The following is a 25,805-nucleotide window of genomic DNA, read 5'->3' as shown; positions in this document are numbered from 1 at the left end:
GGGCCATACTGCGGGCGCGTCTGCCCGAAGAAACTGTGTAGCTTTAGTATGGGATTGGGCTACTTTTCGTATCCACTTCTGCGGCAAAGCGTGGATAATTTGCCGGATTGGCCGTACGCTTGGAGACAAATTGTAAGTGTGAGCTGGATAACCCCACGAGGTGTAGACGTATGGCAGAGGCCGCCGCGGTGAAAGTCCCGCAGTTGGACGAGATTGACCGTCGGATCTTGGCGGAGCTGACCCGGGACGGCCGGCTGTCCGTGACCGCAGTGGCCGAGAACGTGCACATCTCCCGCGCCCACGCCTACTCGCGGATCTCCCGCCTGACCGAGGCCGGCGTGCTGACAAAATTCACCGCCCTGGTGGACCCGATCAAGGCCGGCTTGAAGGCCTCCGCCTACGTGACGTTGAAGCTGCGGCAGCACTCCTGGCGCGAGTTGCGCGAGGCGCTCCGGTCCATCCCCGAGGTGCACCACATTGCCTTGGTCGGCGGGAACTTCGACGTCATCCTGCTGGTCCGCGCGGTGGACAATGTGGACTTGCGCCGGGTCATCTTCGACCAGATCCAGTCCATGCCCGGCATCCTGGACACTCAGACGTTCCTGGTCTTCGAGGACTTGGATACCCGCTGACCCGGCCGGCAACGTCAGCGGTTGCTGCGCCTGCTGTCAGCCGCCCTCGCTCCGGCGCGCCTCGACCTCGTCAATGTTGCCCGTCTCAACGTCGCCCGCACGCTCGTAGACCAGCCCCACCGCGCCCTTCTCGAAGGTGCGGGCCGGGCCGACCAGGCGGAACGACGCCGGAATCGTGCCGGAGCCAAAGAGCCGCTTCCCGCTGCCCAGCGTGAGCGGATAGAGCCACAGGTTGAGGCGGTCCACCACGTCCTCGGTGAACAGCGACTGCAGCAGGTCGCCGCTGCCGAAGAGGTGCACCTCGTCATGCCGTTCTCGTAGGTGCGCGGCCGCCATGGCGTTGGGCAGGGCGGTGGTGCCCGTCCAGGACGGCTCGCTCAGCGTGGTGGACACGACGTACTTCGGCACCGCGTTGAATTTCACCGCGATCGGAGAGTCCTCGCCCGCCTTCGGCCAGTAGGCCGCGAAGATGTCGTACGTCTTCCGGCCGAGCAGCAGCGCGTCGATGCGGTCGATGACGGCGCCCATCGCTTCCCCGGATTCGTCGTCGAAGAACGGTGCCTGCCAGCCGCCATAGCCGAAGCCGTCCTCCTGGTCCTCCTCGACCGCTCCCGGCGCCTGGTACACGCCGTCCAGGGTGAGGAACATGTTGGCCACGATGATGCCCATCGGTCATCCCTCCTCCGGCGCTGGGCGGCTGCCCGACGCGCCGTTTCCATCCTGCTCGCGCCGCGGCACGGTTGTCCAGAGCCCCAGCGCGCCGCGGCCGCGCTCGCATGACCTCCATGGCAGCCTCCGCAGTCGGGCGTGTTTGCCAGTGCCCGCGGCTAATGCCGGTAATCTTCGAAACCAACGAGCCCGTCAGCGGCCCGGCCCTTACTCCGAACGCCACGACAGAAGGAGCCCTATGAACGCCGACGACGTCTGGAACCGCGCGTTGGATTACGAGTACGACGGTCCGCTGGCCGAGGGCGACCGTGCGTTGCGGGATCTGCTGCTGCTGGACGGCATGGTGCAAAACGGCGGCTTGCTCCATGCCGTGGAAGGTCTGGAGCCCCCAGAACTGGCGGCCGCTCTGGCTGGCTACCGGTGGTTCGGACTTGAGGTGCTGGCGGACGGGATCGCAGCGACCGCAGCCGAGGCGGCCCAAGCCGAGACGCTGGCGCAGCAGGAGGCTTTGGAAGAACGGGCCGATGACCTCTACTCCGGAGAGCACGGCAGCGACCAGATCGACCCAGCGTTTAGCACCAAGTTGGCCGAACGTCCCGACGCCTTCGCGGCGACAGCCAGGTAATGGCGACAGCCCGGTGGGGCCGGCCAACCGGCGCCGTCCCCTGACCGGCGCTGAAGATTGCGCCAGACCGGTTATCCGCCGTTCTCGTCCTTGCCGGCTGAGTCACGCCGGAAACGGCCAGGCTGCACTAGGTTCTGCGGTGTTTTGCCGTCGGCGACAGCCGCAAACTGCTGCTGGAGGAGGCGGACGATCCGCGGTTCAAACGCCGTGGTGTCGCCGCCCAGGTGTGGGGTAATCAGCGCGTTGGAGGCCCGCCACAACGGATGGTCCGGCGGCAGCGGCTCGGGATCGGTGACGTCCAGCGCGCAGTTCAACCGGCCGGAGACTACCTCGGCGGTCAGGGCCTCGGTGTCCACCACCGCCCCGCGGGCAACGTTGACCACCAGCGCCCTGTCCGGGAGGGCCGCCAGTACCGCAGCGTCGATCAATCCGTGAGTGTCGTCGGTCAGCGGTGTGATGACGACCAGCACCTCGTGGGACGCGGCAAGCTGCTCCAACTCCGCGGTGCCGTGGACATGGCCCTCGCTGTCGTCGCGGGCGTGGGTCCCGACGCGGGTCAGCTGCACCTCGAACGGCTCCAGCCGGCGGGCGATTTCCCGGCCGATGCCGCCGACGCCCACCAGCAGCACCTTCCGGTCGGCCAGCGAGAGCCGGCGCTCATGGCGCCAGCAGCCCTCTGGCTGGTCCCGCGCGGCCACGTCGATCCCGCGCAGCGAGGCGAGCATCAGGCCGACGGCGAGCTCGGCGGTGGAGGCGGCGTGCACTCCGGCGGCACTGGCAATCGCGACATCCGGACCGACGGCGGCGGCGACGCCGTCGACGCCGGTGGTCTGGGTCTGCACCAGCTTCAGGTTTCTCAGCTTGGCCAGCTGCGGCAGGGCTCCGGCTGTGTCCGGATACGGCAGCACCACGGCGTCGATCTGATCCAACGGCGCCCCCTCGGGTTCGCTGTCGAAATCCCAGGGGACGGCCCTGAGTCCGGCAGGCAGCGGGCCCAAGGCCGCCAGCAGATCCCGGTTCGGGACGGCAACGGTCCAGTCAGCCGCCATTGCGGCGGTCGGTTTGGTGCTCATGGAGCCATCCTGCCAGAGCCTGCGGGTCAGGCAGGAGTCGGACCGTCAGCCCTTGAAGACCGGCTTGCGCTTCTCCTGGAAAGCCTTGAAACCCTCGGCGTAGTCGTCGCTCTTGCAGAGCCGGCCCTGGGCGGCATTCTCCTCTTCGGTGGCCAGCCACAGGCCCAGCCGCTGGTCGCGGATGTTGGCCACCAGGTCCTTGGACGCACGGAACGCGCCGGTGGCACCTTGGGCGACCTTGCCGACAATGCCGCGGGTGGTCTCCAACAGTTCGTCCGCCGGCATGGCGCGGCTGAACAGCCCGGCCTTGACCGCCTCCTCGCCGCTCATCAGCTCGGCGGTGTAGATCAGGTCCAGAGTGCGGTGCGCGCCGAGCCGCTCGGTGAACAGCCAGTGCCCGCCGGAGTCCAAGGTGGCCCCGAGATTGGCGAACGGCGAACCGATCTTCGCCGAATCGGCAACGTACACCACGTCCGTGGCGATCAGCAGGCCAAGCCCGACGCCGAGCGCGGCGCCCTGCGCGGCGGCGAAGGTGGGGGCGGGGAATTCGGCCATCTTCCGCAGCACCGGGGTGACAACGCCGGAGAGGTAACCGTAGGCATCGTCGGTGGAGGGATCCACCTGCGAGATGTCGCGGCCGGCACAGAACCCGCGGCCCTCGCCGCGAAGCAGCAGCGCGCGGACGCCGGCGGCAGCGGCGTCGTCGTACGCCTTGCCCAGATCCTTCACCGCCTGCTCATCCAGGGCGTTCATCTTGCCCGGCGCGTTCAGCACCACTTCGGCAACGTTGTCCTCGATGGAAAGTTCGATCATGCTCATGCGTGGTTCCTCTCGGGTCCGCTGGCGTGGTCTCCACGCGCTCGCTGGCGCTCGCTTGGTCGACCAACGGTACGCTAGGCGGCTCCGGTGGTCGATGGAGGCGCGCCAGCGCCGAGTAGAGACCGGTCGACCGCCGGGGTGGAGTCGTTGCTAGGCGTCGTAGTCGACGGTGATTTCTTCGCTGGTCGGGTGGGTCTGGCAGGTGAGCACATAACCGCGCTCGATCTCGTCCGGCTCCAGCGCGTAGTTCTCCTCCATGGTGAACGTTCCGGAGACCACCTTGGCGCGGCAGGTGCCGCAGACGCCGCCGGCGCAGGCGAACGGGACGTCCGGGCGGACCCGCAGCGCCGCGTTGAGCACCGACTCGCGGGCGTGCTTGGGCGAAGCGACCTTGCCGGTGAGTCCGTCGAGGGTGAAGGTGATGTCGTAGTTGTCCGCGCTGGGATCTACCTGCACCGGGCGGCCGATGTTGCCCTGCGGCTTGGTTGGCTCGCCGGTGGAGAACAGCTCGTAGCGGATTTTGTCGGCCGGCACGCCGCGTTCGGCCAAGGTGTCGCGGCACAGCTGCACCAGCTCGTACGGGCCGCAGAGGAACCATTCGTCCACGTCGTCGGTCCGCAGCACGTTGTCGAACAGGCTGGTGAGCTTTTCGGCGTCGATCCGGCCGGAGAGCAGCGGCGAGATGCGCTGTTCGCGGGACAGCACATGGTGCAGCGCGAACCGGGTGGGGTACTTGTCCTTCAGATCCGCTAGTTCCTCCACGAACATCACGTCCATGGCGGCCTTGTTCGCGTACACCAGGTCGAATCGGACGTTGGTGTTGGCGGCCAGCACGGTCCGCGCAATCGAGATCACCGGGGTGATTCCGGAGCCGGCCGCGAACGCCACGAAGGTGGCCTCGACGTCGGTGTTGATCTGTTCCGGGTGGTTGATTTCCGTCATCTGGTGCTTGGAAATGAACGCGCCCGCGGGGCTCATCACGTCCAGCACGTCTCCGGCCGCGAGGTTGTCGTTGGCCCAGTTGGAGAACAGGCCGCCGATGTCCCGCTTGATCGCCACGCGGATCTCGCCCGGCTTCGGTTCGGCACAGATGGAGTAGCTGCGGCGGATTTCCTGCTCCTCCAGCGTGGTCCGCAGCGCCACGTACTGCCCGGGCACGTAATCGAACTGCCCCTGAAGCTCCTCCGGCACGGCGAACGTGACTTCCACGGCCTCGTCCGTGAGCTTGCGGACCTCGGCGACGGACAGCGGGTGGAACGTGCCGCGGCGCTTGGCTGCCGGGGCCTCCGTGGTGGAAGTAGTCATCTAGAGCACCTTGAAGTAGTCGAAGGGTTCGTGGCAGTCATTGCACTGGTACAGCGCCTTGCAGGACGTGGAGCCGTAGCGGGAAAGCTCGCGGGTGTTGAGCGAATCGCAGAGCGGGCACTTCACGCTCAGTCCCAGCTTGACCGGTCCGGTGCGGATCGGCGCGGAGCCCGACGGCGGCGCGATGCCGTATTCGTTCAGCTTCGCCTTGCCCTCGGCCGTCATCCAGTCCGTGGTCCAGGCCGGGGCCAGCTCCAGCTTCACGCGAACGTCGGCGTAGCCGTGGGTTGCCAGTGCGCTGGCGACGTCTTCGCTGATGGCATCCATCGCGGGGCAGCCGGAATAGGTCGGGGTGATGGTCACCTCGACAGCCGGGCGGCCGCCGTCGTCGGTTTCATCCAGCACTGACACGGACCGCAAAATTCCGAGATCCTCGATGGTCAGCACCGGGATCTCTGGATCGCAGACGGTTGCCGCGACATCCCAGGCGCGGGCCGCCTCGGTTTCGGCGGGCCGCTGCGCGGTGTTAGTGGACATGAATTGCTCCGTTGTTCCGAAAAGGACTGTTCCGAAAGGACCGGCCGCTGTTACCAGCTGGCGCCGGGATGTTCGCGGGCCAGCACCTGCATCTCGGCCAGCAGGTAGCCCAGATGCTCGCTGTGCTTGACGCGGGTCTTGTCCGTCATCGCGGGCTGGACGTCTGGAACCTCCAATGTGGCCTCCGCGAAGACAGCGGCGATGTAGGCATCGAAGCTTGCACGCAGTTCCGAGGGCCGCACGGCGATCCCGCCCAGACGGTCGAACAGGTCGTCGTCCTCGAACAGTTGCTGCACGTACGGCCAAACGGACATGAACCCGGCCGCGATCCGGCGGTGCGACTCTTCGGTTCCGTCGCCCAGGCGCACGGTCCACTGCTCGGCGTGGTCGCGGTGGTAGTCCACTTCCTTGACAGCCTTCGCCGCGATAGCCGCCAGGGTTTCGTCCTGCGAATCGACCAGCCGTGAGTAGAGTTCGTGCTGGTAGGCGGCGATGACCAATTGGCGGGCGATGGTCCTGCCGAAGTCACCGTTGGGCTGTTCCACCAGGTAGCTGGAGCGGAACTCGCTCTCGCCACGCCAGTAGGCCAGGTCGTCTTCGGACTTGCCCCAGGCGGAGCCGGCGTAGGTCAGGAAGGACCGGGCATGGCCGATCTGGTCCAGGGCAATGTTGCCCAGTGCCACATCCTCTTCCAGCTCCGGCGCGCGGGAAATCCACCAGCCCAGGCGCTGGGCCAGGATCAGGGCGTCATCGCCCAGGCGCAGGGCGTATTCGGCGATGTCCTCGCTGGCCTTGCTGCCTTCGGTGACCTGCTGCGCGATGTCTTCGGGCCGCAGGGCATTGCCCGGCGTGATCCGGGTAGCGCTCTCGCCGCTCACAGGTGCTTCACCCCTTCGCTCTTGGTGTAGTACGTGGCGTGGCGGTAGTCCTTGCCCTTGGGCGACTCGAAGAACTCACCCTTGGCGTCCGGATCGCTGGCCACAATGGCCGACGCCGGCACGACCCAAAGCGAGACGCCTTCGTTGCGCCGGGTGTACAGGTCCCGGGCGTTGCGGACGGCCATCTCGGCGTCCGGCGCGTGCAGCGAACCTGCGTGCACGTGGGAAAGCCCGCGGGAGGAGCGGACGAAAACTTCCCACAGCGGCCAAGGCTGCTTGTCCGACAATTCCGAGGTCTCCTCGGGCGCCGGCTTGACGGGCCGGGCCATTGCGGTCTGGTCTCCTGTTGCCACTTAGGCCACCTGTGCTTTCTGTGCCTTCTTGGCCGCGTAGGCCGCTGCTGCTTCGCGCACCCAGGCGCCGTTCTCATGTGCCTCGCGGCGGCGTTCCATCCGCTGCGCGTTGCAGGGGCCGCGGCCGGCGAGGACTTCGTAGAATTCGTCCCAGTTGAGTTCGCCGTGCTCCCACAGACCGGTTTCCTCGTTGTAGCGGATCTGGTCATCCGGCAGGGTCAGGCCCAGGACCTTGACCTGCTCGTGGATCATGCCGACAAACCGCGAGCGCAGCTCGTCGTTGGAGAATCGCTTGATGTTCCAGGCCATCGACTGCTGCGAGTTCGGCGAATCGGTATCGGTGGGGCCGAACATCATCAGCGCCGGGGCGTAGAAGCGGTTGACCGCGTCCTGGGCCATCTGCTTCTGCGCCGGGGTGCCGTTGGCCAGTTCCAGCAGAATCTCGAAACCCTGGCGCTGGTGGAAGGACTCTTCCTTGCAGATGCGGACCATCGCGCGGCCGTACGGGCCGTAGGAAGCGCGGCAGAGCGGCACCTGGTTGGCGATAGCGGCGCCGTCGACCAGCCAGCCGATGGCGCCCATGTCCGCCCAGCTGTTCGCCGGGTAGTTGAAGATGGAGGAGTACTTGGCCTTGCCCGACATCAGCTGCTCGTTGAGCACGTGGCGCGGGGTGCCCAATGTCTCGGTCGCCGAGTAGAGGTAGAGCCCGTGTCCGGCCTCGTCCTGCACCTTGGCCATCAGGATGGCCTTGCGCTTCAGGCTGGGGGCGCGTGTGATCCAGTTGGCCTCCGGCTGCATGCCGATGATCTCGGAGTGCGCGTGCTGCGACATCTGCCGGGTCAGCGTCTTGCGGTACTTCTCCGGCATCCAGTCGGCCGGCTCGATGCGGGAATCCTCGGCAATGATTTTGTCAAAGTAGGCCTGTCCGGCCTCGTCCTCAGCGGACGGCACGGCGTGCAACTTCTGGTCGCCGGCGTCGGTCTGCGTTGCCACGATGGTCACCTCACTGTACGTAGTCCGGCCGCGAAATAATTACCGACCGTTCGTTCAGAATATATGGGCCTCCCGGGAGCGTCAAGGCTGAGGACAGATCAGGCCGTCACACGCACAGGCTGTAGTTACAGCCGGCTTAGAGGAGAATCCGTGCCGCAACACAATGAAGCCTCTACCGTCCAGCGGTAGAGGCTTCATCGTCAAAGACTTAAAGAGAGACGGGCTTAGATGGCCGAAGCGATCCATATGATCAAGGCAATCGCTGCCAAGACGCCCACAATTGTCCAAATGAGGTTGCTTCCACGCATTTGTTTACTCCCTTCTGTCCAGTTATCCCCAATACACACGAGAAATGAACACGGGGCAAGAGGCACAACCGCCTGATGGCTCCCTGTGCCGCCTTCTCCGACCGGCCCCGACAGGTGCAATCGCGCGGAAAACGAAGCTCGCAGCCTCACGAATTCGTCCGTCAAAATTGGTCGCCGATTTCCGGGGCTTTGTTGTCCACTGTGAGCCAAAGCGGGGCCGCTGCCGGTCAGCCCGTCTATATATTGGTGCCATGACGCACACCCCTGCCGAAACCGTCCATGCTTCCTCCACGGCATCTTCTCCGGCAAACCGGCCCGAACCGCCGGTGGCCCGCAAGGTGGCCATCGAGCGCTCCCACCACGGCGACACCTTCGTAGACCACTACGAATGGCTGCGGGACAAGGAGAACCCGGACGTCGTGGCCCACCTGCAGGCGGAGAACGCCTACACGGAAGCCGTGACGGGACACCAGCAGCCGCTGCGTGAAGCGATCTTCCAGGAGATCAAGAACCGCACCCAGGAAACGGACCTGTCCGTGCCGGTGCGCAAGGACGGCTGGTGGTACTACGGCCGCATGGAAGAGGGCAAGCAGTACGGCATCCAGTGCCGGGTCCAGGCCTCGGACACCGGCGATCCGGCCGCCGACTGGACTCCCCCGCAGGTTGAAGCCGGCCGGCCGGTACCCGGCGAGCAGATCCTGCTCGATGGCAACGCGGAGGCTGAGGGCAAGCCGTTCTTCTCCCTGGGCGGCTCGGCCGTCACCAAGGACGGCAGGCTGTACGCCTACGCCGCGGACTACGACGGCGACGAGCGGTTCACCCTGCGGATCAAGGATCTGGACAGCGGCCAACTGCTGGACGACGTGGTGGAGAACGTCTTCTACTCCCTCGCCTTCGACCCCGACGGCAGCCGCGTGTTCTACACGGTGGTGGACGAGTCCTGGCGCCCGTACCAGATCAAGGCGCACGCCATCGGCACATCGGTGGACGCCGACGTCGTGATTTATCAGGAAGACGATCCGGCCATGTGGATGGGCTTCGACCTCTCCGCCGACCGCCGCCACCTGGTCATCGGCATCGGCTGCTCCGAATACTCCGAGACGCGGCTGCTGGACTTCGCCCATCCGGAGGCCGGGCTGCAGACGCTGATTCCGCGCACCGAGCGGGTGCTCTACGACGCCGAGCCCTTCCTGCTGGACGGTGCGCGGAAGGTGCTGCTCACGCACAACAGGGACGCCGTCAACTCGATGGTCTCGCTGGCGGACGTCTCGGAGTTCTCCCGGCCGCTGGAAGCTCAGCACTGGGACACCGTTGTGGAGCACGACGACGAGGTACGGGTCAACGGCGCGGGCGTCACCTCCACGCACGTGGTGCTGTCCATCCGCAAGGACACCATCGAACGCGTGCAGGTGCTGCCGCTGGCCGGTCTGGGAACCACAGCGCAGGCAGCCCCGGTGGAGCCGGGCTTCGACGAGGAGCTGTTCACCGCAGGCGTGGGCGGTTCCGACTACGAGGCGCCGGTGATCCGCCTGGCCTACACCTCGTTCCTGACCCCACCCCGGATCTACGACTACGAGCTGGCCACCGGCACGCTGCACCTGCGCAAGGAAACGCCGGTGCTCGGCGGCTACGACCCGGCCGACTACGTGGCCGAACGGGAATGGGCCACGGCGGCCGACGGCACCAGAGTCCCGCTCTCGGTGGTCCGCAAGGCCACGGTGCAGCGCGACGGCGGCAACCCCGCGCTGGTTTACGCGTACGGCAGCTACGAAGTGAGCATGGACCCGGCCTTCAGTACCGCGCGGCTGTCACTGCTGGACCGCGGAGTGGTCTACGTGGTGGCCCATGTACGCGGCGGCGGCGAGATGGGCCGGCACTGGTACGACGACGGCAAGAAACTGCACAAGAAGAACACCTTCACCGATTTCGTGGACGCCACCGACTGGCTGGCGGCCTCCGGCTGGGCGGACCCGGCGCGGATCGCAGCGATGGGCGGCTCGGCGGGCGGCCTCCTGATGGGCGCCATCGCCAACCTGGCACCGGAGAGGTACGCCGCGATCGTGGCGCAGGTGCCGTTCGTGGACCCCCTGACCTCCATCCTTGATCCGGACCTGCCGCTCTCGGCACTGGAGTGGGAGGAATGGGGCAACCCGATTACCGACCCCGAGGTCTATGCCTACATGAAGTCCTACTCCCCGTACGAGAATGTGCGGCCGGCGGCCTACCCGAAGATCGCTGCGGTGACCAGCTTCAACGACACGCGGGTGCTCTACGTCGAGCCGGCCAAATGGGTGGCGGCCCTGCGGGAGATCGGAACCGGCTCTGATCCGATCGTGCTCAAGACCGAAATGGACGCCGGCCACGGCGGCGCGTCCGGCCGGTACGAGGCGTGGAAGGACCGGGCCTGGGATTACGCTTTCGCCCTCGATGCGATCGGCGCCGCCGAGCCGGCTTAACGACGGCGCGACGGCACCGTCCGCGCCCCGAGGGCGCCGGCCTAAGCCACCGGTCCGCGCTGCCGGCCCCCTCGGGCCCGCCTTGACTTGGATCACAATTCAGGATTACCTAATGAACATTCGGTATTAAAAGCAAGGGGCCTCCATGACGGACATCGACGTCGACATTTCCCGCGACAACCCGGCGGACAGCAACGACCTGCAGCCGGGAGAGCGACCCATGCATCCCGCCTTTATCGATGACCAAGCCGCCCGGTGGATGGGCGTGGAAGTCCTGAAGGCGGAGTTCGGCGACGTCGTCATCCAAATGCGGCTGCGCGAGGAAATGCTCAATGGCTTCGGCATGGCGCAGGGCGGCATGGTGTTCGCTTTTGCCGACGTGGCCTTCGCGCTGGCGTGCAACGACCCGGACGGCGACGGCAGCACCATCACGGTGGCCTCCGGCGTCGACGTGAATTTCCTCAACCCCGGATTCGCCGGCCGGCTGCTGACCGCCAACGCCCGGCTAGTCAACCAGACCGGCCGCAGCGGCCTGTACGACATCACCGTCACACAGGAGAATCCGAAAGGCACCGCCGACGTGCTCCTCGAGTTCCGGGGCCGTTCCCGCACCGTGCCCAACCCTGCCCGCAAGCCCTCCGCCCACTGACCCAGCCGCCCCCAGCCACCCGCCGAGCAGCACAGCCCGACCCGCATCGAAGGACCGTTCCATGACCGCCATCATCGGCACCAAAGCCCGCAAGACCACTCCCGCCGCCGAGGACACCCTCGACCCCGAGGAGTTGATGAGCCGGGACGAACTGGAAGCCCTGCAACTGCAGCGCCTGCAGCACACCGTCGCCTACGCCTACGAGCGGGTGGCGATGTACAAGAAGAAGTTCGACGACGCCGGCGTGCGGCCCGAGGACCTCAAGGAACTGTCCGATCTGGCCAAGTTCCCGTACACGGACAAGGAAGACCTGCGCCAGGCCTACCCGTTCGGCATGTTCGCGGTGCCGCAGCAGGAAGTGGCGCGCATCCACGCCTCCTCCGGCACCACCGGCCGCGCCACCGTGGTCGGCTACACCCGCAAGGACATCCAGAACTGGGAGACGCTGTTCGCCCGCTCCATCCGGGCTTCCGGCGTGAAGAAGGGCTGGAAGGTCCACAACGCCTATGGCTACGGCCTGTTTACCGGCGGACTCGGCGCGCACTACGGTGCGGAGAAGCTCGGCTGCACGGTGATCCCGATGTCCGGCGGCCAGACCGAGAAGCAGATCCAGCTGATCCAGGACTTCGAACCGGACGCCATCCTCTGCACCCCGACGTACCTGCTGACCATCGTGGACGCGATGGAGCGTGCCGGACTCGACCCGACCAAGACGTCCCTGAAGGTCGCCGTGCTCGGCGCCGAACCGTGGACCGACGAGATGCGCCACGAACTGGAGAACAAGCTGGACATCGACGCCTGCGACATCTACGGGCTCTCCGAGGTCATGGGCCCCGGCGTGGCCGGTGAATGCGTGGATTTCAAGGACGGCTCCACCATCTGGGAGGACCACTTCCGCCCGGAGATCATCGACCCGCTGACCGACGCGGTGCTGGACGACGGCCAGGCCGGTGAGCTGGTGTTCACCTCGCTGACCAAAGAAGCAATGCCGGTGATCCGCTACCGCACGCACGACCTCACCCGGCTGCTGCCCGGCACCGGCCGCCCGAACATGCGCCGCATCGGCCGGATCACCGGCCGTTCCGACGACATGATCATCCTGCGCGGCGTGAACCTCTTCCCCACCCAGATCGAGGAGATCGCCCTCCGGATCCCCGGCCTGAGCCCGCACTTCCAGCTGGAAATCACCCGGCCGCACCGGATGGACGAACTGACGGTCAAGATCGAGCGCCGCGAGGACTGCACCGCTGCGATGGCAGTCGAAGCGTCCCGCGAGCTGCAACGGCAAATCAAGATCCACGTTGGTTCCAGCTGCAAGATCGTGATCGCCGACCCCGGCACCCTGGCCCGCTCCAGCGGGAAGCTGCGCCGGGTCTATGACCTGCGCGACAACGGCTGACGGACCCAAGCAACATCCACGAACGACGGCGGGTGCCCGGCTTGGCCAGGCACCCGCCGGCCGCATTACCGACCTAACGGTCGTGGGAGAATAGAACAATGGTGAAGACAAAGGACCAGGAGACAGTCCGCCGCGGTCGCCCCGGTTATGACCAGCAGTCGGTGCTGAACGTCGCCGTCGGCGTCTTCAACAAGCACGGCTACGAGGCCACGTCGATGGGCATCCTCGCCGAGAACCTGGGCATCTCCAAGAGCGCCATCTACCACCATGTCCCGTCCAAGGGCGACCTGCTGCGGTTGGCCCTCGAGGAAGCCTTGGGCAGCTTGGAAGCCGTCCTGGAAAACCCGTCCGCTTCGGTTGGCCGGGCCGATGCACGGTTGGAGTTCGTGCTGCGCGGAACGGTCCAGGTCCTGTGCGACAAACTCCCGTATGTCACCCTGCTGCTGCGGCTGCGGGGCAACACCGAGATCGAGCGTGACGCGCTGGAGCGCCGCCGCACGTTCGACCATACGGTCGCCGAGTTGGTCGACGCCGCCCGCGCGGAAGGGTCCCTCCGCGGAGACATCGACCCGCGGACCACGGCGCGGCTGCTCTTCGGCACCATCAACTCCATCGTCGAGTGGTACAAACCGGGCGGTCCGCTGACGCCGCAGAAGCTTGCCGACGACCTGATCGCCATGATGTTCGACGGCCTCCACCTGCCCGCCGCCGCCCGGGTCATCGCCTGAGAAGAGCCGCCCTGCTCCCTCGCGGCAGCCGGCCCGGCGGGTCCGCTGCGGGCACTTCCGCTGGGCCCTAAGTTCCTGCTGATTTCCCGGTCCCAGCCTGCTAGGCTGGCGTCAACCAGTCGGCGTTATGGGGACGTGATCGATGTGGATGGGGTGTCCTGGTGGGTGTCGGCGCTTTATATGGCGCTCACCATTGCGGCCATTGTTTTGTTCGCCTACCGTGCGCCCTGGGCCTGGCTGCTGCCGGTGACCGCCACAGCCGTCCTGCTGGCCACCGGTGTCCCCAACGGGCGCTTGAACACCAGCACGGTTTTCGTGCTGGCGGCCGCGCTCTACGGCCTGTGGAAGTGGACCCGGTACCGGCGCGAAGGCATCCACGTACCGCTCCGCTCGGCGCACGGCCGTGAGTGGGGAATCGGTGCCGGCCTGCTGCTGCTGTTGTACCTGCTCAACGCATTCGCCGGTGTGACGCCGGTAGCGGAGATCGGGCCGCTGTATCTGTTCAACGCGCTGTTGGCCGCGCTTCCGGCGGTGATGTACTTGGGCTTCGCGCACGGGATCACGCAGTCTTGGTGGCTGGGCGTGGCGCTCTCGCTGGCCACTATGTTCCTCTCCAGCATCCAGAACGCACCGGTGTGGTTCTCCCTGTATGGCGCGATCGCGGCAGGACTCCAGGTTTTCGGTTACCTGACGTGGCAGCACGCGATGCGGCGGCCGGTGCGGAGCAAACATCGGCGGGCTCCAGCGCATCCCGGCCGTCCCGCCACGCCCGGCACCGGCGCATCGGGCCGGACCGTTTAGACCGCGGCGCGGAGGTCGGCAGCATGGACTGGATCATGGCGTTGAAGGTCCCGGACGGTTCTGCCGGCGCGCTGGTTTCCGTGGGTCATCTGCAGGCACTGATCGGGCTGCTCGTGGTCTTCCTGTTCGGGCTCCGCACACGCTGGGCCTGGCCCGTGCTGCTGGTCCAGCAGGCGATGGTCTTCCTGCTGCTGGTCATCCCGACTTTCGACGGCGGAGCAGCCTTCTTCGTCAACGCCTCCATAGCCGTGGCGCTCCTGCTGCCCTGCTACGGCGCCTGGCGCTGGCGCGCTGCGGCCCTCCCCGCCGCCCCGGACGACCCCGGCGCCGCACTGGCCGCGGTGCAGGTCCGCCGAGCACGCGGCCGGCACTGGGGTGTGGCCCTGCTGGTGCTGGCGGTCGGAACTTTGTTGTTCATGGCCAGCGACGTCCAAGCAGGCTTTCCCCTGCAAGGCGGCCTGGTGACCGTCCTGGTGCTGCAGGCGTTCTACGCGGCCGTGGTCGTGGTGGTGTATCTGGGCCTGGCCCACCGCATCTACGAGGCGTGGTGGCTGTGGCTGGCTTTCGCCGTGGTGCAGCTGGCCACCTCGCTGGTGTTTCCCAGTCCGCCGACCTCGCAACTGCTGAACGGCGCCACGGTGCTGCTGGTGCTGTTCGCGTTCTGGCGCTGGCACACCGTGGTCTACTACCCGCCCGTCCCCGGGGCCGAAGCCGCCGGGGACGCGGCAGATGGAGCTCCCGCTACTTCTCCACCAGCGTGAGCACGTCGTAGGTCGCCACGATCTCATCGTTCTGGTTGGCCAGCACGGCGTCCCAGGCGACCTCTCCGTACTCGTCCGTCTCCCGCGGCGTGATGCGCTTGGCGGTGAGCGTGACACGGATCGAGTCTCCAGCGGCCACCGGCGTGATGAAGCGCAGGTTCTCCAGGCCATAGTTCGCCAGCACCGGTCCCGGCGCGGGTTCCACGAACAGCCCGGCGCCCCAGGCGAGCAGCAAGTAGCCATGCGCCACGATGCCGGGGAAGAACGGGTTGGCGGCCGCGGCTTCTTGGTTGGTATGTGCGTAGAAGGTGTCGCCGGTTTCGTTGGCGAAGGCCGTGATGTCCTCCAGCGTGACCTGGCGGAGTTCTGAGCGCAGCGCATCGCCGATCTTCAGTTCGGCCAGGTTCTTGCGGAACGGGTGGACGTCGTCGAAATGCTGGTCGGCGCCGGTATGCCACACACCGGTCACGGCGGTGAGCATGTTCGGGGAGCCCTGGAGCGCGGTGCGCTGCATGTGGTGCAGCACGGAGCGGATGCCGCCCAATTCCTCGCCGCCGCCGGCGCGGCCCGGGCCGCCGTGCACCAGGTGCGGCACCGGCGAACCGTGTCCGGTGGACGTCTTGGCGTCCTCGCGGTTGAGGACCAGCACGCGGCCGTGGTGGGCGGCGATTCCGGTCACCAGCACGCGCGCGGCTTCCGGGTCGTTCGTTGCCACGGTCGCTACCAGCGAGCCCGCGCCCATGGCGGCCAACCGCACGGCGTCGTCCAGATCCTCGTAGCCGATCACGGAGGAGACCGGTCCGAAGGCTTCGAGCGAATGCACGGCCTCGGCTTCCGCGTCCGCCCAGGTCAGCAGCACCGGAGACATGAACGCCCCTTCGGAGTCGCCCACGGTCCCGTCGGCGCGGGTGACCTGCGGGGCGTCGAGCGTGCCGTAGGCGAGTTCGCCGCCGGCGTCGACCATGGCCTGGACCGCGGCGCGGACGTCGTTGAGCTGCTCCAGCGAGGCGAGCGCGCCCATGGTGACGCCCTCGGCCCGCGGATCTCCAACCACGATGCGCTGGTCAATCCGGGCGCGGACTGCATCGGCTACATCCTGGATGCGGTCCTTGGGGACGATGGCACGGCGGATGGAGGTGCATTTCTGGCCGGCCTTAGCGGTCATTTCGGTGACCAGCGACTTAATGTACGCGTCGAACTCCGGAGTGCCCGGCACCGCATCGGGGCCGAGGATCGCCGCGTTGAGCGAATCCGCCTCGGCGGTGAAGCGGATGCCACCCTGCGCCACGTTCGGGTGGGACTTCAGCAGGTTCGCGGTGGAGGCGGACCCGGTGAAAGCCACAGCATCGCGGTAGTCCAGGTGGTCCAGCAGGTCACGGGCAGAACCGGAGATCAGCTGGAGCGAACCGGCCGGCAGGATGTTGGACTCGATGATCATTTTCACCGCGGCGGCTGCAACGTAGCCGGTGGGAGTCGCCGGCTTGACGATGGTCGGCACACCGGCGATGAAGGCTGGCGCAAACTTTTCCAGCATGCCCCACACCGGGAAGTTGAAGGCGTTGATCTGCACCGCCACGCCCGGAATCCTGGTGTAGATGTGCTGTCCCATGAACGAGCCGTCTCTGGCCAGCACCTCGGCCGGGCCGTCCACCACGATCTGGGAGTTCGGCAGTTCACGCCGGCCCTTGGAGCCGAAAGTGAACAGGACGCCGATGCCGCCATCGATGTCGATCATGTTGTCGATCTTGGTGGCGCCCGTGCGGTGCGAGACTTCATACAGCGCGTCGCGCCGCGCGTTCAGGTACTGCGCCAGCTCCTTGAGCTTGAGCGCGCGCTGGTGGAACGTGAGCTTGCCCAGCGAGGCCTGGCCGACCGCGCGGCCGTGCTCGACGGCGGCGGCCAGGTCCAGCCCGTCGGTGCTGACCCGGGCCAGCAGATCGCCGGTGCTGGCATCGCGGACCTCGGTGCCGGAAACATCACCGGCGGGTGTCCACCAGGCATCCTGGATGTAGCTGGGAACAATCTCGACATCAACGGCGGTAGAGGTCATCGTTGACAGCCCTTTCTCTTCCCGGGCCGGACGCTGAGGAGCGGATGCCGGCGGGAACTTAAAATACTGAACGGTCGGTCGGTAACGTACCTAGCCTACATGACCGTGCTGCCGCGCACAGCCCCCGGGCCGGCGGACCCTAGGGCCACGGCAGCCCCTGCAAAGCAGCCGGACACGGACCAACGGCGGACCCCGCCCGGCTGGATGTTCTGCCGGGCGGGGTCCAATGGCCGCCGGATGCCGAGTGCTCGTCAGCAGCGGGCAGCCATCACCTTGTTATTGGTGCGGGTTGTTATTCGTGCGGGTTCCCGATCTGTTCGCCCCGCTCCCGGAGGTTTTCGACCGGCTCCAGACTGGCGGTCTCCCACGACCCATCGGCAACAGCCTCCAGCACCGCCTTGCCGGCCACCTCAGCGGTTTTGGCAATGTATCCATTGGACTTGGCATCGATCCCGCCGCGCATTTCGAACAGCACGGAGGCCGAGCCCAGCAATCCGTAGGCGTTGCGTGCGATGCCCGGCGTGCTGGTGCTCGGATAACGGGTGATGTTGGCGTAGCCGTACTGGTCCAGTTCGCCGAGCATCACCGACACGGCCCGTTGCGACCGCTCGATGGTCGCGGCGAACTCGTCGGCGATGCCGAGTGCCTCGGCCTCCTCAACCGCATTCGGCCACATCGTCGATCCGGTGATCATCCGACCGTCGTCATCCACGTACGTACCCTGGTGGTGGAAGTCCAGTACCAGATCCGGCCGGCGTTCCTCCCAGAGCAGGCGCATGGCGATTGCCTCGGGAACCGGGTTCAGGTTGTCATCGCCTGCCAGGTAGGGATGGTCGTAGGCATTCTCGCTGTAGGAGTGATAGCGGTTCATGTCATAGCCGCGGCCCACCGCGTAGAACGGATCGCACGGCGCCGCGGTGCAGCTCGGGTCGTAGTTCTGCCGCCACGGGGTGGTGTTTCCGGCCAGGTCCGTGACATCGGCGTCGAACCCGTCCACATTGACGCGGGGCACGATCGTCACGGTCAGCGCCTGACGAATGGCGCGGGCGTCGGGGTTGTTGCCGGAGATGCTCCGGACGAGATTGATCATCGCCTCGGAGACCACGTATTCGTCGCCATGCTGGTTGGCGATATACATAACATCCGTCGGCCCGTCGCCAATGGTGACCACCGGGATTTCCCGGCCGGTGTTGCTTGTCAGCGGCGCCGCCGAGAGGTCGAACGCCCCCTTGGCCCGGCCCTCTATGGTCTCCAGCGTGGACCACAGTTCTTCGTAACTGTGAATGGCGGCCAGACTGGAAGGGTTTTCGCCCGGCCAAGGACCGTTAGGTTTGCTCTGCGGTTCAGCCACCGCACTCGCTGCGAACCCCAGGGGCAGCACCGCGCCCAGTGCAACCGCAGTTATTACACGTTTTAGCCTCACATCAACCTCCGGATAACCGTTTAAGACTTGCTTGGCTCCATGAGTGTCGGACAGCGGGTTCGGCAAGGCAAGAGGTCAATGCTCCCGGCGGGAGCGGACCGGCAAATCAGCAGTCAGCAGGCCATCCGGACGCGCAGCGCCTCGACATCGGTTCGGGCCAGGCCGTGGCGCAGCAGGAACGGCTCCACCTCCAGTTGGGACAACACCTGCAACAGCGATCCGCGCATGTCCGCCACCCGCGCTTCCAGTTCGTGGCCGCTGATGTAGCTCTCCACCGGATGACGGTAGGGGCTGATCCGATGCCAGTCGTTGATCCCGCGGATGCCCAGCTCATGGGCGTCCGCGATCTGCTCGGCGGGAACTCCGGCCAGCTGCAACAGCATCATGGAGACCATACCGGTGCGGTCCCGTCCCGCGGAGCAATGGACGACGACGGCGCCCTCCGCGTGCGCCAGCGTGCGGAATACCTCGGCGATCAGGTGCGGGAAGATCCGCACGTTGTCCAGGTAGAAGCGCGGGTGGTTCATGTACGGCGCATCGGCCGCGAGTTGCGGGTGGCCGGGCTCTTCGGTGGGCCGGTTCAGCACCGTGAATCGCTCCAGCGCCGCCGGCGGAACCACCGGATCCGTCGGACGGCGCGAACGTTCACTCGGGTTGCGAAGATCCACAATGGTGCGCACCCCGTCGTCGTACGCCTGCTGCCAGCCGGCGGTCGTCAGCCATTCCGCGCGCCCCATTCGGAAAATATCCCCCGCCACGCGGCGTGCGTTGACCGCACCTTCCCAGGCGACGGCGCCGGAACCGGGCGTGCCCCACGTCGGTGTGGGTGCGGCGTCGCCTGCCTGCGGCGGGCCGGAGCCGGCGGGGTTGGAGTCCGTGGCCCGGCCGCTCACGGCGTGCGCGCCTTGTCCACCCGTTTCAGTAGCCGGGCCTTGACGTCCGGCCACTCGGAGTCCAGGACGGAGTAGACCACGGTGTCGCGGATCCGCCCGTCGGGCATCTTGGTATGTCGGCGCAGCATGCCGTCCTGCCGGGCGCCCAGCCGTTCGATGGCGTCACGGGACTGGCTGTTCAGCCGGTCCGTGCGGAACTCCACCGCACAGCAGCCGAGCGTTTCGAAGGCGTGGCCCATCAGCTGCAGCTTGCTGTCCGGGTTGGTGCCGGTCCCCTGCGTGCTGGCGCGGTTCCAGGTGTAGCCGATCTCCACCCGCGGCGCGGCCTCGTCGATATGGCAGAAGCTGGTCATGCCCAGCACCTTGTCATCGGAGAGCCGGCGAACGGTGAAGGGGAGCATCTGGCCTTGGTCCTGGAGTTCCAGCCGCCGCCGGATCTCCAGTTCCATGGTGTGCGGTGACGGAATCCGGGTATACCAGAGCTTCCACAGTTCACCGTCGCGCACCGCATCCTGGAGCTCAGGCAAGTGCCGCACGCGCAGGGGCTGCAGCTTCACCAAGCTGCCGGTCAGCGTCAGCGGTTCAAAGAGGGCCATTCCAGCAGCCTACAACCGAGCCCCGCTGAGGTGCTGCCCGGGTTAAACGGGCGCAGCCCGGCCGGAGGCCGGGATGCACCCGATGATCCCGGCGTGGGCTCCGGTTACTTTTCCCAGTCGAAGAATCCCTTGCCGGACTTGCGGCCGAGTTCCCCGCGGGCCACCTTGTCCCGCAGGATCTGCGGCGGAGCAAACCGGTCGCCGAGGGTCGAGTGCAGGTACTCGGCGATGCCCAGGCGGACGTCCAGCCCCACGATGTCGGTGGTCTTGAGCGGGCCCACCGGGTGCTTGTAGCCCAGCACCATGGCGGCGTCGATGTCCTCCGCCGATGCCACGCCTTCTTCCACCATCCGCATGGCTTCCAGCGCAATGGCCACGCCCAGCCGCGAGGAGGCGAAGCCCGGCGCGTCATTCACGACGACGGCGGTTTTCTTCAGCGCCTCGACCCAGCTTCGGGAGGCGGCGGCGAGCTCGTCCGAAGTCTTCGGAGCCAGCACTACTTCCACCAGCTGCGACGCCGGCACCGGATTGAAGAAGTGCAGGCCGCAGAAGTTGGCCGGCCGCTGCAGTTGGTCGGCGAGCTTGGTGATGGACAGCGAGGACGTGTTCGTCGCCAGCCACGCCGTCGGGGAAAGCTGGGCTTCCACGGCCTTCAGCGCGGTGGACTTGAGGTCGAAGTCCTCCGGCACGGCCTCCACTACCAGGCCGCAGGTGGCGAACGATCCGTAGTCGACGGACACGGACAGCCGTGACGTCAGTGCTTCCAGCGACTCGTCGGTGGTGCCGCGCTCCACGCTCTTGGCCAGCGCGCCGGCCACCCGCTCGTGGGCAGCCTGGGCGGCAGCGTCGTCGCGCTCCACCACCACGACGTCGGCTCCGGCGGTCAGGAACGCGTGGGCAATGCCGGCGCCCATGCGGCCGCCGCCGAGGACACCTACGTTGTTGGGAATACTCTGCACAGGGTTCATCTCGCTCACTTGGATTCGTTCTGCTTGGCGGCACTGCGGGCGGCGCTTTTGGCAGCGCTTTTGTCGAGAAACGACTGCATCCGGTCGAATTTGGCCTGGGATTCGAACAGAATGCCCTGGGCGACAGTGTCGATCACCGGGTGCGCTTCGCGCGGGGTGTGGAACACGGTCTTGGTGAGACGGACGGCCAGCGGGTCCTGCTTGCCGATCCGGTCCGCCAGCGCATGCGCGGCGGCGATCAGTTCGGCGGGCTCGTGGACTTCGGTGACCAGCCGCGCGGCCAGCGCTTCGTCGGCGTCCAGGATGCGGCCGGCCAGCAAGATCTCCTTGGCCAGCGGCTCCCCCACCAGTTCCTTCAGCCGCCAGGTGGCTCCCGCCGCGGCCATGATGCCCAGACCTGTTTCCGGCTGGCCGATCTTTACCGACGGCGTGGCGATGCGGAAATCCGCGGCGTACGCCAGTTCCGCTCCCCCGCCGAGGGCGAAACCGTCCAGGGCGGCGATAACCGGCAGCGGCAGTCGGGCAATGCGGTGGAAAACGGTGGAGTTGATGCCCGCCAGCGCGTCGTCGCGGCGCCGTTCACGCAGCTGGGAGATATCCGCGCCGGAGGCGAAGATCCCCTTGCCGTTGACCTCGGTGCCGGACAGAATCAGGATCCGCGGCTCGCGCTCCAGCACGGCGCACACGGAGTGCAGTTCGTCCACCATGGCCTGGTCGATGGCGTTGCGGACTTCCGGCCTGTTCAACGTCACGTGGACGCGGTCATCCCGCTCATCCACCCGCAGCGTACTGAAGGAGTAGTCGGCGAACAGCATCAGACCCGCTCGACGATCATCGACGTGCCCTGGCCGACGCCCACGCACATGGTGGCCAGGCCGCGCTGTGCGCCCTCGCGCTCCATCCGGCCCAGCAGGGTCACCACCAGACGGGAGCCGCTGGAACCGAGCGGGTGCCCCAAAGCGATGGCACCGCCGTCGTTGTTCACAATGCCCTGGTCCAGCTTCAGATCCCGCAGCACCGCGAGCGACTGGGTGGCGAACGCTTCGTTAAGCTCCACCGCGCCCAGGTCATCGATGCTCCAGCCCGCGCGGTCCAGCACCTTGCGCGTGGCGGGCACCGGTCCGATGCCCATGATTTCCGGCGCGACGCCGGCCGACGCGCCGTCCACAATGCGGGCACGGGGCGTGAGGCCGAACTTGTTGACGGCGGCCTCGGACGCAATCACGATCGCCGAGGCGCCGTCATTGAGCGAACTGGAGTTGCCCGCGGTGACCACGCCGTCCGGCTTGATGATGGGCCGGAGCCCGGCCAGGACCTCGAGCGTGGTTCCGGGGCGCGGGCCCTCATCGGTGTCGACGACGGTGTCGCCCTTCCGGCCCTTGACCGTCACCGGGACGATTTCCTCCTTGAGCCGGCCCGCCTCGATGGCTGCGATGGCACGCTCGTGCGACTGGACGGCGAACGCGTCCGCGTCCTCGCGGGAAATGCCGTACACGTCGGCCACTTCCTCCGCGGTCTGCGGCATGGAGTAGGTCATCTTGCCGCCGCGGCTGAGGTCGCCCTTGGCGAAACGCTGGTTGACGAAGCGCCAGCCGATGGAGGTATCGAAAATTTCGCCCGGCTTGGCGAAGGCCTTGGCCGGCTTCTCCTGGACCCACGGGGCCCGGCTCATCGATTCCACGCCGCCGGCGATGACGATGTCCGCCGCGCCGGCCTTGATCATGTGCGAGGCCTGGATGATGGCGCTGAGGCCGGAGGCGCACAGGCGGTTGACCGTGATGCCGGGGACGTGGTCGGCGTAGCCGGCCAGCAGCCAGGCCATGCGGGCCACGTTGCGGTTTTCCTCACCCGCGCCGTTGGCGTTGCCGAGGATGACTTCTTCGACCGCATCCGGATCGATGCCGGCCCGGATGACGGCTTCCTTGACGACCAGCGCCGCCAGATCGTCGGGACGGACTGCGGACAGTGCGCCTCCGTAGCGGCCAACCGGGGTCCGCGCCCCGCCAATCAGGAATGCCTCAGCCATAGAAATAATCCCTCGCTTGATCGATCAACGATAACGGTGAGCGGCCGCTCCGGCTGCCTGACAGCAGGGAAATTACCGACCGACCGTTCTATAAAGAATCCCACGCCGCTCTGGGCCGGTCAACTGGTGTGACGGCCAGCGGCGGAGTTGCAGCAGCCCGTCGGCAGACCCCGGGCTACACCAGCCGGCCATACTCTTCCACCAGTTCTTCGATGGACCGGCCGGGCGCGAGGCCCGCGGGCTTACCGTCAAGCAACGATCCCAACTGCTCAAGGCACTGGTGCCAGCCCGCTGCCACCCTCGCCGTGCACGCAGAATCCTGCAGCGAATTCGCCAGGGACAGCGTGCTGTGGCCCGGTTCCGCCTGCTCCACCGTCCACCGCAGGACCTCCTGGTCCCAGCTAAACGCCAGGGTCTGCCCCGGCATCACCTCCAGCACCTGGCCGGCGTCCGGGTCTTCGCCGGGGAACAAGAACTGGATGGTTCCGCCGACCCTGAGGTCCAGCCTGACACCGCAGGGGAACCAGGCCGAGAGCTCGTCGTCGTCAGTGAGCGCGCGCCACAGCCGGTCGGCGCCGTGGTCGAATTGTTGGCGGATCAGCAGGACCGGCTGCCCGGGTCTGCTGCGGTCCACGCTGACCTGAGGGTCACTGCCTGCGGTCATGGTCTCCTCCCGATCCGGCATCACGCGGCGGCTTGGTCCCGGCCCTCGGCCTTGGCCGCGATCTCCTACAGGTCCCTGGCCATCTGCTTGCGCGTGATGCCCATTGCGAGCTTCCCGAAAACCGCCAGCATCACTTTCGCAAGAGCCCCGGGGCTCTCCATCTCGGCGCCGAAGAACATGGTGAGCCGGGTGCCGCCCTCTGCAGGCGCGAGCGTGAACCGGGTGGTGTAGTCGGCGCCGTTCGACTTCGCCTTGACCGTGGTGGAGGTCGGCGCAACCACCTCCGCCACCCACATCTCCTCGGTGGCTTCCTTGCCCATCATCTTCCGGGTCTCACGCCACCGGTAGCCCTCGGCGTAGTCGCCAGGCGTCATGATCTCTATGCGGGATATGGAGCTCAGGGTCCGGGCGGAACCAGGGATGTCGGTGAGGACGCGCCAGACGGCTTCGGCCGGCGCGTTGACGTGCTGGACTAGTTCAAGGTGATGGCCCACAGTGGCTCTTTCGGCAGGAGTCGTTGGTCTGCCAACAGCCTAATGGAGTGGGTCTTCGAGGGCCTAGCGCCCGCTCGAGGGCTGTCGCCTGCCCAGTCAGCCCTGATCCCGCTCGTTGCGGGGCAGAGAACGGTAAACCTGCCGGGGAGATCCTTCCGCTATCGGGGACAGATACCGTCCGCGTCCCTCTACCGCAAGCGGGCCGGAGCCCCTACGCTCTACGCCATGACGTACAACATCCAGATGGCGGTTGACTGCAAGGACGCGCATGCCCAAGCCGATTGGTGGGCCGAAACGCTGGGCTGGGCGGTGGAACCCACCAATCAGGACTTCGTCACCAGCATGATCGAGCAAGGCTACGCCACCGACGCCGACACGATCGTCCACAACAACGTTCGAGTATGGAAGGACGGGGCGGCGATCTGCCCGCCTGATCAGGTGGAGAGCAAAGCCCGGCAGCGGATCCTGTTCCAGCCTGTCCCGGAGTCCAAGTCGGTCAAGAACCGGGTCCATTGGGACGTCCGCCTGGCTGGGGAAGACAAGGACGAGGTCCGGGCACGCTTGGAAGCCCGGGGTGCCACCTTTCTGTACTCGGAAACGCAGGGTCCGCAGGGCTGGCACACCATGGCCGACCCGGAAGGCAACGAGTTCTGCATTGCCTAGGGGTTCTGCCTTTCCCAGGACCGCGGACCTGCGGGAGGCCCCGGGGATAAATTCCCCGGGGCCTCCCGCAGAGACCAACACCTAGCGATCAGTGGCGATTGCCGCCCCTGACATCATCATCGGCCTCAACTTCTTCCTTGCGCACGTCCGTGGAAACGGTCTCCTGGTCGGTGACCGTATCTTTATCGAGCCGAACCCGTTCAACCGGGACGGTTTCCTTGTCCACCACCGGCTTTTCCGCGTGCAGAGTCACTTCGTGCTCAGCCTCGCTGATCTCTGGGCCGGCGAGCGCCTCGCCACGGTTGGCGTCAGTAATCGGTTCACGCTCGAGGCGCACCTCTTCATGCTGAACGGGGACCGTGCGGGTGACGTTCTCGGTGACCACGTACTTGCGCAGCCTGGCCTTCCCGACTTCCTGGGATTCGGTACCCACCCGCACCCGCTCTTCCGAACGGGTCATAGCGTCGTCGGCCCCTGCACGGGAGGTGTCATAGTCCGTTCCGCGCCGGCCGGCGGTTTCGTCAACTCCGCGTGTGCCGGCGGTTTCGCGGGAGGTGTCCCTGTCCCTCAGGCCGGTTGTCCCGGCTGTGCCAGTGGTCCCGGCGGTTCCGGTGCGGGCCTGGCCGGCGTTTCCGCCGTAGGCTGCGTTGCCTGCGTTGCCTGTATGTCCAGCGTTGCCTGCGGACAGGCCGTAGTGGCTGTAGAGACGGTCCTCTTCGGCCACGTCCAGATGTCCCTCGGGATCCACCCGCGGGGCGTCCTTGATTTGGTCCTTGGTATAGGGCACGCGGAGGTCGCCGCCCTCGGTGGTGGCGTTGTCCAGCGGGACGAAGCTCTCGGACAGGCCGAACAGGCCGGTCTTGACCGTGGCCCAACTCGGCTCATTCGTCCGGTCGTCGAGGTAGAGTTCCCCGAGCGATCCGATCTTGCTACCTTCGGAATCGATCACATTGGCGTTGCTGCCGACCAGACGGTCGATTTTATCCTTGGCGATCATTTCATCTCCTTATTTGTTTCCACCTGCCACGGTTTGACCGCGGCG

27 protein-coding genes are annotated in these 25,805 nt (G+C 66.7%); 9 read left to right on the top strand and 18 right to left on the bottom strand.

The window, feature by feature from the left end; translation table 11 throughout:
• The first annotated feature begins 170 nt into the window (after window positions 1–170).
• Window positions 171–632, top strand: coding sequence for an Lrp/AsnC family transcriptional regulator (locus AB0N75_RS01140; protein WP_364643889.1), 462 nt, complete (start codon window positions 171–173; stop codon window positions 630–632).
• A gap of 36 nt (window positions 633–668) precedes the next feature.
• On the opposite strand, the gene AB0N75_RS01135 is transcribed toward AB0N75_RS01140, so the two are convergent.
• Window positions 669–1,301, bottom strand: coding sequence for a dihydrofolate reductase family protein (locus tag AB0N75_RS01135; RefSeq protein WP_364643886.1), 633 nt, complete (start codon window positions 1,299–1,301; stop codon window positions 669–671).
• Between the two features lie 238 nt (window positions 1,302–1,539).
• On the opposite strand from AB0N75_RS01135, the gene AB0N75_RS01130 reads away from it, so the two are divergent.
• Window positions 1,540–1,926, top strand: a complete 387-nt coding sequence (locus tag AB0N75_RS01130; protein ID WP_364643884.1) for a hypothetical protein — start codon at window positions 1,540–1,542, stop codon at window positions 1,924–1,926.
• A gap of 71 nt (window positions 1,927–1,997) precedes the next feature.
• Here AB0N75_RS01130 and AB0N75_RS01125 read toward each other — a convergent pair whose 3' ends face one another.
• The 7 genes from AB0N75_RS01125 to paaA all read right to left on the bottom strand — a co-directional run bounded on the left by AB0N75_RS01125 (window position 1,998) and on the right by paaA (window position 7,884).
• Window positions 1,998–2,999 carry a 2-hydroxyacid dehydrogenase gene (locus tag AB0N75_RS01125; RefSeq protein ID WP_364643881.1) on the bottom strand — a complete coding sequence of 334 codons (1,002 nt, stop codon included), beginning with the start codon at window positions 2,997–2,999 and terminating at the stop codon, window positions 1,998–2,000.
• 45 nt (window positions 3,000–3,044) lie between these two features.
• The gene (locus tag AB0N75_RS01120) at window positions 3,045–3,812 is read right to left on the bottom strand and encodes an enoyl-CoA hydratase-related protein (RefSeq protein WP_364644799.1); all 768 of its coding nucleotides are present in this window, start codon (window positions 3,810–3,812) and stop codon (window positions 3,045–3,047) included.
• A 156-nt stretch (window positions 3,813–3,968) separates the two neighbouring features.
• The gene (gene paaE / locus AB0N75_RS01115; RefSeq protein ID WP_364643878.1) at window positions 3,969–5,123 is read right to left on the bottom strand and encodes a 1,2-phenylacetyl-CoA epoxidase subunit PaaE; all 1,155 of its coding nucleotides are present in this window, start codon (window positions 5,121–5,123) and stop codon (window positions 3,969–3,971) included.
• Entirely contained in the window at window positions 5,124–5,660 is a 537-nt protein-coding gene (paaD, locus tag AB0N75_RS01110) for a 1,2-phenylacetyl-CoA epoxidase subunit PaaD (protein ID WP_364643875.1), read from the bottom strand.
• Between the two features lie 50 nt (window positions 5,661–5,710).
• Entirely contained in the window at window positions 5,711–6,538 is an 828-nt protein-coding gene (gene paaC, locus AB0N75_RS01105; RefSeq protein WP_364643872.1) for a 1,2-phenylacetyl-CoA epoxidase subunit PaaC, read from the bottom strand.
• The gene (paaB, locus tag AB0N75_RS01100; protein WP_364644797.1) at window positions 6,535–6,867 is read right to left on the bottom strand and encodes a 1,2-phenylacetyl-CoA epoxidase subunit PaaB; all 333 of its coding nucleotides are present in this window, start codon (window positions 6,865–6,867) and stop codon (window positions 6,535–6,537) included. Before paaB ends, paaC begins: the two co-directional genes overlap by 4 nt.
• Window positions 6,868–6,891: 24 nt before the next feature.
• Entirely contained in the window at window positions 6,892–7,884 is a 993-nt protein-coding gene (gene paaA, locus AB0N75_RS01095) for a 1,2-phenylacetyl-CoA epoxidase subunit PaaA (protein ID WP_364643869.1), read from the bottom strand.
• A 559-nt stretch (window positions 7,885–8,443) separates the two neighbouring features.
• Here paaA and AB0N75_RS01090 point away from each other — a divergent pair.
• The 6 genes from AB0N75_RS01090 (at window position 8,444) to AB0N75_RS01065 (ending at window position 14,986) form a co-directional block, all read left to right on the top strand.
• Complete coding sequence (locus AB0N75_RS01090; RefSeq protein WP_364643866.1) at window positions 8,444–10,648, top strand: S9 family peptidase; 2,205 nt, start codon at window positions 8,444–8,446, stop codon at window positions 10,646–10,648.
• A 220-nt stretch (window positions 10,649–10,868) separates the two neighbouring features.
• Window positions 10,869–11,297, top strand: coding sequence for a hotdog fold thioesterase (locus AB0N75_RS01085; protein WP_364644794.1), 429 nt, complete (start codon window positions 10,869–10,871; stop codon window positions 11,295–11,297).
• Between the two features lie 61 nt (window positions 11,298–11,358).
• Window positions 11,359–12,696 carry a phenylacetate--CoA ligase PaaK gene (paaK, locus tag AB0N75_RS01080; RefSeq protein ID WP_364643863.1) on the top strand — a complete coding sequence of 446 codons (1,338 nt, stop codon included), beginning with the start codon at window positions 11,359–11,361 and terminating at the stop codon, window positions 12,694–12,696.
• Window positions 12,697–12,794: 98 nt separating this feature from the next.
• Window positions 12,795–13,424, top strand: coding sequence for a TetR/AcrR family transcriptional regulator (locus AB0N75_RS01075; RefSeq protein ID WP_364643861.1), 630 nt, complete (start codon window positions 12,795–12,797; stop codon window positions 13,422–13,424).
• A 135-nt stretch (window positions 13,425–13,559) separates the two neighbouring features.
• On the top strand, window positions 13,560–14,225 hold the full coding sequence (locus AB0N75_RS01070; protein WP_364643858.1) for a nicotinamide mononucleotide transporter: 666 nt from the start codon (window positions 13,560–13,562) through the stop codon (window positions 14,223–14,225).
• Window positions 14,226–14,248: 23 nt separating this feature from the next.
• Complete coding sequence (locus AB0N75_RS01065) at window positions 14,249–14,986, top strand: nicotinamide mononucleotide transporter (protein WP_364643855.1); 738 nt, start codon at window positions 14,249–14,251, stop codon at window positions 14,984–14,986.
• On the opposite strand, the gene paaZ is transcribed toward AB0N75_RS01065, so the two are convergent.
• From paaZ to AB0N75_RS01020, 9 genes are all read right to left on the bottom strand, one after another.
• A complete protein-coding gene (gene paaZ / locus AB0N75_RS01060) occupies window positions 14,967–17,036 on the bottom strand; it encodes a phenylacetic acid degradation bifunctional protein PaaZ (protein WP_364643852.1) in 2,070 nt (689 codons plus the stop codon). The genes AB0N75_RS01065 and paaZ overlap by 20 nt on opposite strands.
• A 292-nt stretch (window positions 17,037–17,328) precedes the next feature.
• Complete coding sequence (locus AB0N75_RS01055) at window positions 17,329–18,387, bottom strand: M14 family zinc carboxypeptidase (protein ID WP_364643849.1); 1,059 nt, start codon at window positions 18,385–18,387, stop codon at window positions 17,329–17,331.
• A 185-nt stretch (window positions 18,388–18,572) separates the two neighbouring features.
• Entirely contained in the window at window positions 18,573–19,352 is a 780-nt protein-coding gene (locus AB0N75_RS01050; RefSeq protein WP_364643846.1) for a tyrosine-protein phosphatase, read from the bottom strand.
• Window positions 19,349–19,948: a GNAT family protein gene (locus AB0N75_RS01045; RefSeq protein ID WP_364643843.1), complete on the bottom strand. Its 600-nt coding sequence runs from the start codon at window positions 19,946–19,948 to the stop codon at window positions 19,349–19,351. Before AB0N75_RS01045 ends, AB0N75_RS01050 begins: the two co-directional genes overlap by 4 nt.
• 104 nt (window positions 19,949–20,052) lie before the next feature.
• Window positions 20,053–20,916 (bottom strand): 3-hydroxyacyl-CoA dehydrogenase family protein, encoded by an 864-nt coding sequence (locus tag AB0N75_RS01040; RefSeq protein ID WP_364644791.1) that lies wholly within the window; start codon window positions 20,914–20,916, stop codon window positions 20,053–20,055.
• Window positions 20,917–20,921: 5 nt separating this feature from the next.
• Window positions 20,922–21,731, bottom strand: a complete 810-nt coding sequence (locus tag AB0N75_RS01035) for an enoyl-CoA hydratase/isomerase family protein (protein ID WP_364643840.1) — start codon at window positions 21,729–21,731, stop codon at window positions 20,922–20,924.
• Window positions 21,731–22,942 carry an acetyl-CoA C-acyltransferase gene (locus tag AB0N75_RS01030; RefSeq protein WP_364643837.1) on the bottom strand — a complete coding sequence of 404 codons (1,212 nt, stop codon included), beginning with the start codon at window positions 22,940–22,942 and terminating at the stop codon, window positions 21,731–21,733. The genes AB0N75_RS01035 and AB0N75_RS01030 overlap by 1 nt, the downstream gene beginning before the upstream one ends.
• Before the next feature lie 175 nt (window positions 22,943–23,117).
• Entirely contained in the window at window positions 23,118–23,606 is a 489-nt protein-coding gene (locus tag AB0N75_RS01025; RefSeq protein ID WP_364643834.1) for an SRPBCC domain-containing protein, read from the bottom strand.
• Between the two features lie 65 nt (window positions 23,607–23,671).
• Entirely contained in the window at window positions 23,672–24,100 is a 429-nt protein-coding gene (locus tag AB0N75_RS01020) for an SRPBCC family protein (RefSeq protein WP_364643831.1), read from the bottom strand.
• A 225-nt stretch (window positions 24,101–24,325) separates the two neighbouring features.
• Here AB0N75_RS01020 and AB0N75_RS01015 point away from each other — a divergent pair, with 225 nt between their 5' ends.
• Window positions 24,326–24,763, top strand: a complete 438-nt coding sequence (locus AB0N75_RS01015) for a VOC family protein (protein ID WP_364643828.1) — start codon at window positions 24,326–24,328, stop codon at window positions 24,761–24,763.
• Window positions 24,764–24,851: 88 nt separating this feature from the next.
• Here the strand turns inward: AB0N75_RS01015 and AB0N75_RS01010 are convergent, their stop codons facing one another.
• Complete coding sequence (locus tag AB0N75_RS01010) at window positions 24,852–25,760, bottom strand: PRC and DUF2382 domain-containing protein (protein WP_364643825.1); 909 nt, start codon at window positions 25,758–25,760, stop codon at window positions 24,852–24,854.
• Window positions 25,761–25,805: the final 45 nt, after the last annotated feature.

This window comes from Arthrobacter sp. NPDC089319, assembly GCF_040684925.1.
Taxonomy (GTDB): domain Bacteria; phylum Actinomycetota; class Actinomycetes; order Actinomycetales; family Micrococcaceae; genus Crystallibacter.
This window is presented reverse-complemented; position numbering and strand designations above follow the sequence as displayed.